The organism is Gemella haemolysans, from assembly GCF_901873445.1.
GTDB classification, from domain to species: Bacteria; Bacillota; Bacilli; order Staphylococcales; family Gemellaceae; genus Gemella; species Gemella haemolysans_C.
On sequence record NZ_CABFLN010000034.1, the window covers coordinates 1 to 14,311 of the forward strand.

At 30.7% G+C, this 14,311-nt stretch carries 14 protein-coding genes; 10 read left to right on the top strand and 4 right to left on the bottom strand.

All coding sequences use genetic code 11. The annotated features are described in order from the left end of the window. Positions 1 to 200 precede the first annotated feature (200 nt). The 6 genes from JX287_RS05240 to JX287_RS05265 all read left to right on the top strand — a co-directional run bounded on the left by JX287_RS05240 (position 201) and on the right by JX287_RS05265 (position 5,172). Entirely contained in the window at positions 201 to 533 is a 333-nt protein-coding gene (locus tag JX287_RS05240; protein WP_003144244.1) for a PadR family transcriptional regulator, read from the top strand. Continuing rightward, positions 526 to 1,041: a DUF2812 domain-containing protein gene (locus tag JX287_RS05245; protein WP_204643225.1), complete on the top strand. Its 516-nt coding sequence runs from the start codon at positions 526 to 528 to the stop codon at positions 1,039 to 1,041. The genes JX287_RS05240 and JX287_RS05245 overlap by 8 nt, the downstream gene beginning before the upstream one ends. Before the next feature lie 4 nt (positions 1,042 to 1,045). Continuing rightward, complete coding sequence (locus tag JX287_RS05250; protein WP_204643227.1) at positions 1,046 to 1,588, top strand: hypothetical protein; 543 nt, start codon at positions 1,046 to 1,048, stop codon at positions 1,586 to 1,588. A gap of 45 nt (positions 1,589 to 1,633) precedes the next feature. Further along, positions 1,634 to 2,536: an ABC transporter ATP-binding protein gene (locus JX287_RS05255; RefSeq protein ID WP_204643235.1), complete on the top strand. Its 903-nt coding sequence runs from the start codon at positions 1,634 to 1,636 to the stop codon at positions 2,534 to 2,536. A gap of 2 nt (positions 2,537 to 2,538) precedes the next feature. Next, positions 2,539 to 3,738: an ABC transporter permease gene (locus JX287_RS05260; protein ID WP_204643237.1), complete on the top strand. Its 1,200-nt coding sequence runs from the start codon at positions 2,539 to 2,541 to the stop codon at positions 3,736 to 3,738. Between the two features lie 120 nt (positions 3,739 to 3,858). Further along, positions 3,859 to 5,172: an APC family permease gene (locus tag JX287_RS05265; RefSeq protein ID WP_204643239.1), complete on the top strand. Its 1,314-nt coding sequence runs from the start codon at positions 3,859 to 3,861 to the stop codon at positions 5,170 to 5,172. A 628-nt stretch (positions 5,173 to 5,800) separates the two neighbouring features. Here the strand turns inward: JX287_RS05265 and JX287_RS05270 are convergent. Beyond that, the gene (locus tag JX287_RS05270; protein ID WP_275576620.1) at positions 5,801 to 6,088 is read right to left on the bottom strand and encodes a hypothetical protein; all 288 of its coding nucleotides are present in this window, start codon (positions 6,086 to 6,088) and stop codon (positions 5,801 to 5,803) included. Between the two features lie 271 nt (positions 6,089 to 6,359). On the opposite strand from JX287_RS05270, the gene JX287_RS05275 reads away from it, so the two are divergent. Both JX287_RS05275 and JX287_RS05280 read left to right on the top strand, forming a co-directional pair. Next, a complete protein-coding gene (locus JX287_RS05275; RefSeq protein WP_204643241.1) occupies positions 6,360 to 7,514 on the top strand; it encodes a hypothetical protein in 1,155 nt (384 codons plus the stop codon). Further along, positions 7,508 to 8,539, top strand: a complete 1,032-nt coding sequence (locus tag JX287_RS05280) for a hypothetical protein (protein ID WP_204643243.1) — start codon at positions 7,508 to 7,510, stop codon at positions 8,537 to 8,539. Before JX287_RS05275 ends, JX287_RS05280 begins: the two co-directional genes overlap by 7 nt. 466 nt (positions 8,540 to 9,005) lie before the next feature. Here the strand turns inward: JX287_RS05280 and JX287_RS05285 are convergent, their stop codons facing one another. Genes JX287_RS05285 through JX287_RS05295 form a run of 3 tightly spaced genes read right to left on the bottom strand, consistent with a single transcriptional unit; the run spans position 9,006 to position 11,086 of the window. After that, complete coding sequence (locus JX287_RS05285) at positions 9,006 to 9,578, bottom strand: CYTH domain-containing protein (RefSeq protein ID WP_204643245.1); 573 nt, start codon at positions 9,576 to 9,578, stop codon at positions 9,006 to 9,008. Beyond that, the gene (locus JX287_RS05290; protein ID WP_204643247.1) at positions 9,566 to 10,135 is read right to left on the bottom strand and encodes a tRNA (mnm(5)s(2)U34)-methyltransferase; all 570 of its coding nucleotides are present in this window, start codon (positions 10,133 to 10,135) and stop codon (positions 9,566 to 9,568) included. The genes JX287_RS05285 and JX287_RS05290 overlap by 13 nt, the downstream gene beginning before the upstream one ends. Before the next feature lie 21 nt (positions 10,136 to 10,156). Beyond that, entirely contained in the window at positions 10,157 to 11,086 is a 930-nt protein-coding gene (locus JX287_RS05295) for an SAM-dependent methyltransferase (RefSeq protein ID WP_204643249.1), read from the bottom strand. Positions 11,087 to 11,676: 590 nt separating this feature from the next. Here JX287_RS05295 and JX287_RS05300 point away from each other — a divergent pair. Further along, positions 11,677 to 11,958, top strand: coding sequence for a DUF6110 family protein (locus tag JX287_RS05300; protein ID WP_204643251.1), 282 nt, complete (start codon positions 11,677 to 11,679; stop codon positions 11,956 to 11,958). Between the two features lies 1 nt (position 11,959). Then, a complete protein-coding gene (locus JX287_RS05305) occupies positions 11,960 to 14,014 on the top strand; it encodes a heavy metal translocating P-type ATPase (protein ID WP_204643260.1) in 2,055 nt (684 codons plus the stop codon). Positions 14,015 to 14,311 lie beyond the last annotated feature (297 nt).

Genomic DNA, 14,311 nt, shown 5'->3' on the forward strand with positions numbered 1-14,311 from the left:
TTATAAGTCTATTTTTAAAATATCTGTAATAAATAATATAGGTTATAAATAAGAAGGATATTTTTATCCAATATTTTTTATGAAAATAATAAAAAATCTATTGACTTATATCAATGATAGATATATAATTATATCAAAGATAGATATATCGATGATTGATATAAATAAAAATTATCTCTAATTAAGTTAGGAGGGATAAAATGGCAAAGTTAAGCCCTTATGAAACGGGTGAATTAACGGATAGTATATTTTTTACACTTCTAGTTTTGACAGAACCTATTCATGGATACTTGATAATGCAAAAGGTGGCAGAAATCACAGATAATAATATTATTATCGGCCCTGCGACAATGTATACGACTTTAGGAAAAATGGTTTCTGTTGGCTGGATAGAAGATAAGGAAATCGACAATTCGAAAAAAGAATATCATATTACTCCAAAAGGTATGGAAGTTTTGGAGAAAAATTTAAAACTTCGACAGTTTTTACTGGATGTAGCTAAGAAGTTTATAGGTGGTGGAAGTGATGAGTAAATATAAGGTGACACATACATTCGCTTTAACAAATAAAAGACTCATGAGAAAGTTAGAAAGATATAGCGCTAAGGGTTGGCATTTTAAAAAGTTTCTAGGATTCTTCATTTTATTAGAAAAAGGAGAAAAAATTAACTATAAATACGAATTGGTATATGATAAAAAGTTCGATTCTGAACGTGAAGATTTCTATAAGTTTAACGGTTGGAGAGTAGTTAGAAATAGTTTTTTCTGGCAAATATTACGTGGTGAACCTACGGCAATTACACTATATACAGATAATTTGAGTGAAGAATACATGTGGCTATATAGAATAAGATTTAATGCGAAAATCATGTTAGGGTGTTTTCTTATAGCTTTGGTGACGCATATAATAAATAAATTTTTAATGCCATTTGTAGTAATTGACTTTATTTCAGGAATGTCTTTTGGTTTTGCTTTAGGACTAGGTGGTGTAAATATAGCATTCTTTATAAAATATTTATTTTTAAAGAGAAGAAAGGATTGAATTTATGAAGTATAAATATGTTCCGGTATTTATAAGTTATGACAAAGTAGCGGATAAAATGAATTACCTTGCTGCTAGGGGATATGAATACGATAAAGAGGCTATAGTGGCAATCAGAATGAAGAAAGTTTCAGAGACTAGTGATAAGCAATATAAGTTTATCTTTGATAAAAACTTTACACCAGAGATAGAAGAGTATTATAAAGCAACTGGTTGGAAGCTTCATAAGTTTCAATTTTATAATTTGTTTAGGCTAGCTGAAGGGACTTCGAGTTCTTATCCGATATATACTGATACCGAGACGGAATTAGAAATTGTTAAATATAGATTGTTAAGATATATAGTTTTATTTATTTTAATAAGCATAGTAGGGGTATTGTATTTTACTAATATTAAATGGGTAATTAATAGTGGAATACCTGATGTGTTAGCCATGTTAATAGGTGGATTAATAGGTGGTATATTTGGTTACTGTATAGGTGGACTTGGAATGTTTTTACCGAAATATTTCAAGTTAACAAAAGAAATAAAAAATAATGACGAATAAAAAAGGGATATAACTTTTAATAAGTTAGGAAATGAGGTAAGAGCTATGATTTTAGAATTTAAAAATGTAGAGAAGAGTTTTGGTAATAAAAAAGTTCTTAAGGGAGTTAGCTTCACAGCGAAAAGTGGGGTAGCTAACGGATATTTAGGACGAAATGGTAGTGGTAAAACTACAAGTTTTAGAATTTTGTTAGATATATTCAAGCCAGATAAAGGTGAGATTTTATTAGACGGAAAACCTCTAGATCACAGTAAGGTAAAAATTGGATATTTACCAGAAGAACGTGGAATGTACGATGGTGTTGGACTAGTAGATCAGCTTACGTACTTCGGAATGTTAAAAGGAATGAAGAAGAAAGCAGCACAAACAGAAGCGAAAAAATGGTTAGAGTACTTCGAATTAGAAGATAATAAACAAGCACTAAAAACATTATCTAAAGGTAATGCACAAAAAATTCAAATTATTCAAAGTGTTATGAATGACCCAGATATTCTTGTTTTTGACGAACCATTCAGTGGACTTGATCCGGTGAACGTATCGAAGTTAAAAGAAATAATTACAGACTTTATCAAAAAAGATAAACTAGTTATTTTCTCATCTCACCAAATGCCAGTTGTAGAAACATTCTGTGAAGACATTAATATACTAGAAAAAGGGGAAATTACTTTAAGTGGAAATCTAGATTATATTAAAAAACAACTAGGACATGGAAAAATGATCTTGAGTGTTAGTAATTTAGGAAAAGAAGAGTTGCTCGCTAATCTAAGATCTATACCATTAGGTATCGAATACTCATTAGTACCAGAGGGAGTACTTCTGGATTTTAAAGAAGAGGGATCTAAAAAAGAACTATTAGCAAAACTTGCAGGGAGCAGCTTTAATATAGAAGAATTTAAACTTTATAAACCAACGTTAGAAGAGATTTTCAAAGAACAGGTAGGTAAGTAGTTATGAAGAATTTTAGTACAGTATTTAATTTTGAGTTAAAACAATTTTTCGCAAAGAAAGCGACAAAAGTTATTATGGCAATATACTTCGTTATCGCTATAGGTATAACATTTGTACCATCAATTGCGAACAGTAATCTTTTCAAAGGTGATAGCAATGATAATTTCAATCGTAGTGCATATGTTGTAAAAGATGCAAATATTAAATTAGAAGATCTAAAAGAAGCTAAAAAATATGATAGTAAAGAGGATTTAGAAAAAGACATTAAAGATAAAAAATTAGATGAAGGTATCGTCTTAACTAAAGACAGTTATGAATATTTATCTAGACAATCTATCTTTAGTAAAGGTAGCAGTGAATTCAAAGAAGCTTTTGGAAAGAATGTAGAAAAATTAGTCTATAAACAAAATGGTTTAGATTATGATAAAGTAACTAACGTAAAAGCACATCTTCCTCAACCTGTACCTGTGAACGTAAGTGGAGATTCTGATATTCAGACACAAGTAGTAAATGTTGTAGTAGTTTATGCTCTTACATTCATTGTCTATATGACGGTAGTTCAATTTGGTAGTGTAGTTGCAACAAATGTTGTTAAAGAAAAAAGTAATAGAGCTATGGAACTATTAGTAGTCACTGTAAATCCTAGAACGTTAATTTTAGGAAAAGTACTAGCTTTATCAGTTGCAGTACTTATTCAAATGGGATTAATCATAGGTGGTTTATTTGCAGGTCTAAAAATTAATGGTTCTAGATATAGCGATAATATTAAACATATTATAGAAAACATAGACTTGAAAGTCCTTGGTGTCGGATTACTGTTTGCTTTAACTGGCTTTGTAATGTTTATGTTCATGTATGCGGCATTCGCTTCATTAGTTAGTAAAATTGAAGATGTCAACGGAGCGATAACTTTACCGATGTTAACATTTATGGGTGCATTCTTTGCGAATTACTATATTATGGGTTCAAGTGGAGATACTAAAATTGCAGAGATTTTATCATATGTTCCATTCACATCATACTTTGTAATGTTTACACGTTATGCAATAAGCCATGTTTCTATTCAAGAATTAGGATTATCTTATGGTATATTAGCTGTAACTACATTACTTGTGGCATTTGCAAGTGTTAGAGTATATAGACTAGCAACATTAAGATATGGTCAAAAATTAAACTTCTTCAAATTATTATTTGGGAAGTAGGAGAATATACTGAAGAAAAGATTCAAAAAATTCAAATTTTGAGTCTTTTCTTTTTTCTTTTTATCTAATAAAAAGGTATAATATAAAAATGGAAAATTATAAAATAAGGAGGTTATTCTTATGAATGAGTTGAAAAGAACGATAGGTTTCATGCCGGCTTTTATGACAGTTATAGGCTCAGTAATCGGGGCAGGGGTATTCTTTAAGGCAGCAGTAATTTATAAGACAACTGGGACGATGAGTTTAGGGCTACTTGCTTGGGTTCTTGCTGGAATTATTACAATTTGTGCAGGACTTACCGTTGCAGAGCTTGCGGCATCTATTCCTGAAGTAGGAGGGATGGTCGTTTGGATAGAAAGAACTTATGGGAAAACTGCAGCGTTCTTACTAGGATGGGCGCAGTCGGTAATTTATTTCCCTGCGATGATAGCGGCTCTTGCTGTTATTTTCTCTACACAAGTTTTAAATTTATTAAATTTAGATAAAGCGTGGCACTTACCTATAGCCTTTGCAGCAGCGGCATCATTAATGTTTTTAAACTTTTTAGGTGGGAAAATTGGTGGGGTAATTCAAACAGTAGCTACTATTTGTAAATTGATTCCATTAATAGTGATTATTGGATTTGGATTATTCCAAAGTGATTCACAACCGTTACAATTATTACCTATTGAAGCGGGGAAAGATACTTCATTTGCTAGTGGACTAGGTGGAGCATTACTTGCTGCGATGTTCGCATACGAAGGGTGGACAAATGTAGGAAGTATCGCAGGAGAGATGAAAAATCCTAAAAAAGATTTGCCAAGAGCAATCTTCTTAGGACTTGCTGTTGTTATGGCAGTATATGTACTTATAAATGTAGCTTATCTTTTGACTTTACCGTTAGATCATGTTGCAGGTAATCAAACTGTAGCAAGTGAAGTAGCTGCGAAGTTGTTCGGTGGTATTGGTGGTAAAATTATCACTATTGGAATATTAATCAGTGTATATGGAGCAATTAACGGATTCTCAATGGCTGGAATTAGAGTACCTTATGCAATGGCGAAAAGTGAACAGATTCCATTTAAAAATGTATGGACGAAGTTAAACAAAGGCGCTGTGCCAGTGAATGCAGGATTATTACTTTTAGTAATAGCATTCTTAATGATGTTAACAGGTAGTTTTGATATGTTAACTGACTTATTAGTATTTGTAATGTGGTTCTTCTATACGGCAACATTCCTTGCGGTAATTATATTACGTAAAAAAGAACCAAAATTAGAAAGACCATATAGAGTACCTCTATATCCAATTGTTCCGATAATAGCAATTCTTGGTGGGGTGTATACTTTAGTAAGTACTCTAATTTCACAAACATCATTAGCTGTGGGAGGAATAGCCTTAACATTAATAGGACTATTATTCTATACAGAATTACATAAGAAATTTAAAAAATAATAAAAATAACATCGCATATTAGAAAAGCTAGTATGCGATGTTTTAGTATTATTTGTTTCTATTTTGTTATTGGTGTTTTTTGTAGTATACTTTTTAAAATAGAAGTTTGTAAAAATAAAATTACTATAGAATTTAGAAAAGGAGAAATAATTTGCAAGAAAATAAAGAGAATAAAGAAAAGAATGAAGACTTAATTACAAATATTATTTTAATTAGTGGAGTAGTATTTGGTTTAATTATTACGATTTATAAAATAATAGGGTAGTCGCAAATATCATTTATAATTTTTGTGAGATTATAAAAATTGATAAAACTTGTATATTAGATTCTAAATAATTTATATTGTGTTTGTTTTCTATATTTTTCTGTGTTGTTAACAATGATATGGAAATTAATTTTTAGTAATAAAAGAAATGTTTAAATGTATCTTAAGTGATAGTATTAAATATTTCTTTATTTATATTATTTATTTCTATTTTCTGAGGGGTTGACCCAAAAGACCTAAATTTTAACAAAATGTATATGACAACTCATAGACGCAGTGATTTATTGATATCTAAATTCGCTTTAGGAAAACTTTTTAGATATCTAATAAACTGTGCGGAGGTGATTCGACAAAATCTTGTTTCTACGAAATCACGATTTTTGAGTCGCTCTCATCTTTGTCTCTACGTCCAGATACGTTAACGATAATTACTTTATCTTTATCTAGTTTTGGAGCACGTCTGATTACTTCTGCAAGAGCGTGTGGACTTTCGATTGCTGTGATAATTCCTGCAGTTCTAGTTAATAGAAGGAGAGCATCAACAGCTTCTTTTAGAGTTTTTTCTCCTTCTTGGGCTGCGTGAATTTTTGCTCCTAGCATTTCCATTCTAAATAAATTTAATCTTTGTTTTTCTATATCAAGTGCTCTCATGTAGATTTCGCATTCTATATCGAATTTTGTAACGGCGACATTAGAGTTGCTCCCTTTTTTACTAAAAATCAGAGATAGTCATATATTTAAAGTTTTTTAGTATTTTATTTTTAGGTGTTTTTTAACTGTTATGTTTGTATTATATTGCATTTTGATGTAGAATGGGGATGAAGAGGTAGTCGATTTTATAAAGATTTTCTTACAAAAGACGACGATTAGAATCGCTGTAAATTTTATAGAATTACTTAAAATATCAAAGGAGGGAACAGGCATGAATAATAAAAAAATTATAAAATTTTCTGTTGATAGAAAAGGATATGCAGGAATAAGAAGCAGTAAGTATAGAGATTTTAATCTCAATCAAGGTTATGGTGAAATACAGTTCTCTTCTAAAAAGATTGAGTCTGATTTTAATGAATCGATGAAACTTTTTTCGGAATTTATCGAGAATTTTGAAGATCCTAAATATGCATTTAATGTAAAAAAGGCTATAGATTTATCTAAGTATAATGTGGATGCTAGGGCCTGGGAAATAGTTAGTAAAGATTGTACGGAATATGAAACAGAATTAAGATTAATACGACTAAGAGATGAAGCTTACAATTTTGAAGAAGGCTTTGTTGATGGTAAGCTATTCCCGATTAATTATCTATATCTGAGAGTCTGTCATCATCTTGCAGAATTTTATTTAGGTAATAAGTTATACAATAAGGTTCAGAATGCTTATAAGCCGTTTTATTTCATTTTAGATATGGATAATGAAGTTATGATGCCGATGTATCACAATTTTGTAGTAGCAAGTCTTATATTAAATGATTTTACAGAGATTAATCGTTACTATAAACTTGCGAATAAACATGGTAAAAATGATGATGAGGTCATTTTATTATCAAAAGTTTTTTACCATTTGATGCAGGGAGAAGAGAAAGAGGCTGTTGCATTTTTCAACAAATTGATTAAAGTTAATAAATATATTTCTGATGTTTTAGATAGAATAACTAATCCTAAGTTAATCAAGTTTAGTACGGACGATGATTGTAGGTATTTAGAAGCTCTTAATACTGTTATGAAATTCGATTATTTCTTAAGTAAGGAGTACTATTTTGATTTCTTAATGCATATAAGAGAAAGTGAATATGTTATTGGAGATGATTTGGATAAATATGCGAATCGTAAGGAAATAACAGTTACTGATATGAAACGAGATAGATCATTTATGGCTATTCGAGATACAGAATTAAAAATTATGCATGCGAACTTTTTATTAACAAAAGAAGATTTCTTAGAGATTACTAAGGCTGAGTTTTTGAAAATAAAAGGTTTAGGTAAGGGAACAATCAGAAACTTGCATATGAATGGTGTAATGTTTGCTGATGATAGTGAGTTTGATATCCAGATGGAGCTAATGGAGGATGACTTATGGTAAAACGTGACAAACAATTTGAATTATTGCTTAAAGAGTTTTTAAAAACTGAGGGAGAACATTTTTCTAATAGAGAAGATGCTATCGAGGTTTTTGAGCATATTTATAATATGGTGGAAGATGGCTATGATATAGATGGACCTCTTGGTGATATTGTTGATGCGATTGATGACAGTGATATGAGTGTTTTTGACAAGGTTAATGCCTTACGAGAACTGCATGAGGAAAATCACAGTGGTATAGAGATGGCTATTGAGCTTGGAGAGGATATTTTATATTCAGAAAGTGATGAAGATACTGAAGAGATGATATTAGCGGATGCTCTTGCGGGGTATTATGTTAAAGCAGGTATGTACGAAGAAGCTGCGAAATTATATAGGCTTTTGTTAGAAGCTAGTCCTTCAGATTTTTCTGAGGTTACAGACGAATTGACGCATGTTTATGTTCGTCTAAATAGAGATGATTTGATGAGAGATCATATTAAACGTTTCGATTATTTAGAATCAGAACCTACATTATTACTATTAAGCATCTTTAGTATAAATCAAGATAAATTCGATGAAGCTCACTATTATATGACGAAGCTTAAAGAACTTAATAAATATACTGGTATTATCTTTAAAGGTGGTTTTGAAAAAGTTGAAAGCTTTATAGAGGGAACTCTGCAAGATGAAAAGGATTTGCAAAAAACAGAAGCTTTTGAAATGCATTTTGCAGCTAATATAGCTAAAGATTACCTAACTAGTAAATACCATTATGAATTGTTAGAGAAATTCTATAAAGAAGAATTAGAAAACAGAGTAATTCTGATAGTGGAAGGACGTTGGAACATTTCTAAGGAAATGATGAAAAAAGATCCTGTTTTTTCTGGTATGGAAAGACAATTAAACAAGTTTATCGATGCTGAATTATATAATAAAGAAATACTCGAATCTTATACGGAAAAAGAGCTGAAAAAACTAGGTGGAATAGGAGCTACAGTTATCCAAAAATTAAAAAATAACGGTGTTAAGTTTAAAGAAGACTAGAGTTTTTTTGGAGAAAGAGTACAATTTGTCGTCGACTGCATATAAAAAAACTCCAACCAACAATTTGTTTAGTATTGTTGTATATACAAAAAATAAAAAATCTGGGAAGTGAATCAAAAGTGATTCATAGTTTCCTAGATTTTTTTGTTATTCAAAATGGAAAAAACAGGCAAAATTTCCATTTTGAGGTCATAAAATAAATTCAAAATGGAAAAAAGGGTCGAAATTTCCATTTTGAGGTTATAAAATCAATTTAAAATGGAAAAAAACAGGAGAAATTCCATTTTGGGCTTGGAAAAGTAATCCAAAATGGAAAAAACAGTAAAAATTTCCATTTTGAGATTAGGGTGTAAGTGCCCCCTCACACCCATAATAAGTTATAATAAAAACCTCCTGTATGAAATTACATAAAACCTATTATTTTAAGTAAATCGCATAAGGGAGGTTGTTTTAATAGTTATTTAGGTTAACGTTTTGAATATTCAACAGCTCTTGCTATTTTTGGTTTTGCTGGATTTTTATCTATATTATTTTCTTCTAATAGTTTCTCAAATGCAGCTAGTCCTGATCCGTAATCTTTAGTTTCGAATTCTAGTTCATAATCGACAATATCGTTGATAAATGTTGTTTTATCAAGAACTAGTAATCCTTCTTCTAAAGTTATTTCATGTCTTAAAGTTTCTATTTTTTGAATTAGCATCGGAGTTTTAATTTTTACGTTCATTCGCTCTAGCTCGGAAATAATTTCGTTTGGTAAAATTGGTAGTACCGTTGGTTCTTTCGGATGTCTTTCATCAAGTGGTACGTTTATTTCAACGTTTTGAGTTTCACCTTTTATTTTTAGAGTAATCTCTGTTTTTTTGTTAGTATATCGAATTCTTAGTGCAGCTCCGATTTTCTTGAAACTTTCATCTGCATCATCATAGTAGAAATTTTTGTTAATTATTTCTTCAGAATTACTTAGGTTGTATTTTTCATATAATGCATCATATTGTTCTTTTGTCAGTAAGTTTTTAAATTCTATTTCTATTTCTCGCATGAAATTTCCTTTCTTTTTTCAATCGCAATAATAAATGGTGCATTGTTTTTCTGATTTATAAATTGATAAATTAGCACTTCGGCTTCTTTTTGGTCAAGGTTTTGGAGTTCATTTAACAATGCTTCTTTCTCTACCTTACCATTTTCATGTCCCCAGTAGACAACAATGACGATTCTGCCACCGATTTCTAGATGTAATAAAAATTTCTTAATAGTCGCAAGTGTAGTCTCAGCTAGTGTTGTAATCTCGTGATCAGCATTTGGTAGATATCCTAGATTAAAGACAACAGCACGAACTTTCTCATCTATATATTTATCGAATTCAAAATGAGAATCAAGAACAATCTCACATTTATCAGTTAGTTCTGCTTCTTTAATAAGGTTTGTTGTATTTTCTATTGCCAATTGTTGAATGTCGAATGCATAAACTTTTTTCGCTGAAGTTTTTGCCAGAAACAGTGTATCATTCCCATTTCCAGCAGTAGCATCAACGACGATTGAGTTTTTATCTATAACTTCTTTTAATAATTTTTTGCTAAAAGCTAATACCTTATCCATATTAATGTCCTTATTATAAAATTATTTTTGTCTATCTGCTTTCATTTCAGAAAGAATGTCATTAAGTTCGTAGTAGTTATCGCTAGCGATTGTAAAGTCAAGTGATGTATTGATAATTTCAGCTAGCAGTTTCGAATTATCACTTGTATAGTCTTCTTCTCTATCAAGGTTAGCTTTAAGACCTGCGACAAGTCTCTCTAATTTTTCTACTAAATCAGTTTCTGTAGTGTCATCATTTTCATCGAAATCTTTAGTGTAATCTTTAATATTAAAGCTAAGACCATCTTTTAATGGTGCAATGTATAAAGCACGTAGGTTATTTACGTCTTCACCAACTGCAGCTGAGAGTTCGTGTAGAGGTGCAGTATAAATTTTTTCGTCTTCAGCACCAGCTTGCTCGATAACTTTAACTTCATGGTCGTAAGGATAGAAAGACATAAGCTCATCTGATACATTAGCCGCAGTTAAATCGTCATAACATTGTGTTATAAGCAGATGTTGTAGGGGGTTAACCTGTCTTAGAGTTTCTAATGCAGTAGCATCTACAAGAGAAAATCCTTCTACGGGATCGAATTGTGCTGCATTGAAGCATGAATCTAAAAAGCTCTCGCCACCAACGATTTTTACGTTTTCATCACTGTTTATTAGAAGTTGAGTAGTTAGCTCTGCAACCATCGGGTGCCCAGGAACAAGATACATTACATCGCTATTTTCAGAAAGTTCAAGAACATAATTTGCAATACCGTTATAAGTATTCTCGAAATTTTCACTTTCTGTATAAAATCTATCGCAAGTTTCAAATTTGATGTTGTTTTCTTCTAAGAAAGAAATCGCAGGATGTTCCTTAGTACGTGCTATGACCATAGCATTCGTGTTATTTAATAAAAGTTTTTTAATATTTTCTTTAATGTTTGAACTATCATTCGGTCCAAGTCCAATAATATAAATCATAAGTTTCTCCTTATTATAGGTATAGTCTATTTTTCTAATCTTAAAGAGGGTGGTTCGAAAATCGTGATTTTGGAGAAACCGATTTTGTCGAATTATCCTCATTCTTTAACATAGTTATTATAACATAAATAGTCTATCGATTGATTAAAAACATTTTTAACACAAATATGTAGTGAGAGAACTGAATTTCTAATGTTGAAAAAAGATAGAAAATATAAATAATAATTATATGTTGCACATTGATAAACAACTATGTTTACTACAGTATAGAGAAGAAAAATTACCATGGTGAGTTAAGTTGCGTGAGGGAATATTAGAAAATATATAATTTTAGAGTTAATTTTTCTAAAGAAAAAAATAAATATCTATCTAAATACTGTAAGGACAAGGGTTGTAAAATTATCAGTAAGAAAATAAAACATTGAATTTTTGACTATACAAGTTTAAGGAAAAGTAAAAATGTTTCAGAGTCAAAACATTGATAAAATATTAAAAATGACAGATGAAAGCTTGATATCTTTAGATTTACATATAATTAGTAAAGTGGTATAATTGAATTATAATAATGTATTTATAAGGAGGAATTGAATATGTCAATTAAAGCGTTAAAAGTTGCTAAAGCAGCGCTTAAAACACCAGGGGTATTTGCAGGAGGAGTAGCATTCGGGACTTTCGGTCTTAAACTTTTAGCAAGTAAAGATGCTAAGAAAGGTTACTCAGTTGTTTTATCAAAATTATATAAAGCAAAAGATGGAGTAGAAGGAACTGTTTCAAACATCAAGCAACATGCTGATGATATAGTGGCAGATGCTAAAGACTTATACGAAAAAGAAAAAAGAGAAAGCAATCTTCAAGAATTAGAGGCAAAATAAGATGGATTTTAAAATACTACATCTATCAAGTGTCAGAGCTAGGGTTAGAGCTGATTTTTGCTTAACACCAGATGTGAAAGTATATTTTAAAAAACGAGCAGCCAAAATCGAAAACATAAAAAAAGTGGACTTTTATCAAGATGAGTACACTTTTGTTGTTATTTTTAAAGAAGGAAGTAGCAGTTGTTTACAAGAATTCTTTAAACTAGTTGATAAAGAAAAAGTAAAAAATTGTTATGAGAATCCAGTAGCTAAAGCTGAGGAAAGTCCTTATTCGATAATAATGGATGCTATGTTTTGGCGTGCAATGTCGAAATTATTCGTACCACTTCCATTAAGAGCGATTCATACATGGTGGAAAGCTTCGGTATATTTGAAAGACACATTAAAACTACTAGCACGCAAGCAAGTTACTATGGAAACACTTGATTCTGCGGCAATTCTTGTATCATTAGCGACAGGTGCGAGAGATACAGCAAGTTCTATTATGTTTATTTTAGAACTAGGAGAGTCACTTAATAATTGGTCTGAGAAAAAATCTGTAAAAGTTCTCGAACAAAGTTTAACTTCTATGGATAAAGAAGTATGGCTTGTTGAAGAAGAAGGTAATAGAAAAGTAACTTGTTCAGAAGTTAGAAAAGATGATGTAATTCTAGTTTCAGAAGGAAATGAAATTCTATTCGATGGTATCGTGATGACCGAGGGTGCTAGTGTTGATGAAAGTTCGCTAACAGGAGAAAGTTTCCCAATTGTCAAAAATATCGGAGATAAAGTTTATTCTAATACGATAGTTGTTAACGGTGAAGTTAAGATTAAAGTCGAAAATCCACAGGTTAATGGTCGTATTCATCATCTTATCCAATTGATGAAAGATTCTGAAAGTAGAGAAGACACATACCACTACAAATATATAAAATTAGCTGATAGCATTGTAAAATACAATTTCTTAGCGATGGGACTTACGTATTTATTTACTAGATCATTTGCTAAAGCAATTTCATTCCTGTTAGTTGATTATTCATGCGCATTGAAATTATCAACACCGGTGGCGTATCTAACTACAATTAAAAACTTAATCGATAAGAAGATAGTAGTTAAAAACTCCGTAACTCTTGATAAATATGAGGATATCGATACATTTGTTTTTGATAAAACAGGAACAATAACGGTATCTAAACCATATATTCAAGAAGTACTACCATTTTATGGATATTCTTATGAAGAAGTATTAAAAATCGGAGCGTGCTTAGAAGAACATATCTATCATCCGATTGCTAGTGCTGTTGTGAGTAAGGCTGAAGAAGATGGAATTGAGCATGAAGAAATGCACACAGAATTATATCACATCGCATCAAAAGGTATAGTTTCTCATATTGATGGAGAAAAAGTTGTTATCGGAAGTAGACAATTACTAAAAGATGAAAATGTAGTTGTTACAGACGAACAAAAACAAATAATTGCTGAAAAACAAGAACAGTATAACTTATTATTCTTAGGGTATAAAGGACAACTAATTTCGATCTTCTGTGTAGATATACCACTAAGAGATGAAGCGAATGAGGTATTAACTGAACTTAGAAATAACGGTAAAAAAGTTGTCTTATTAACAGGGGATAACGAAGTAAGAACGAAGAAAATCTTAAATGATGTAACTTTCGATGAAGTATATACAAGTATGACTCCAGTTACAAAATTTGAGTACATTAAGAGTGAAAAAGAAAAAGGGCGTCGCGTACTTATGATAGGTGACGGTCTAAACGATTCAGCAGCACTATCAGAAAGTGATGTAAGTATCGTTATGAGCGAAAGTGCCGATCTTTCGAAACAAATTAGTGATGTCGTTCTAAAATCAGATTCACTTAACTCATTATTACTATTATCGGATGTTTCAAAAACACTACGTGCGCAGATGAGTAATAACGTTAAAAGTACGGTATCGATTAATAGTTCACTAATATTCCTAGGGCTAATAAACGTATTGCCATCTAACTTACTAGCGTTACTGCATAATTTAACTACATTTAGTATTGTACTGAAAAACTTTAATATTAAGTAGAGAAGGTCAAAAGGTGCTGAGATAATTATGATAGAAAGAATGTATCTATGTCTCTTACCTTTGAATATGTAAACTAAATAATAATAAAACTCGAGTCTGGGATAATCTGGATTCGAGTTTTTGTTTTAAGTTATTTTTGCTGGAAATTATTATATCAACTGAAAAATAAGTAGATATATGATATACTAGTAAATGAATAAATTCTTAAGGAGAAAATAAGTGAAATTAACTTTTTTTGAAAAATTAGAACAGTATCAAAACAGTTCTAAAGAAGTATATATTAATAATATATATCAG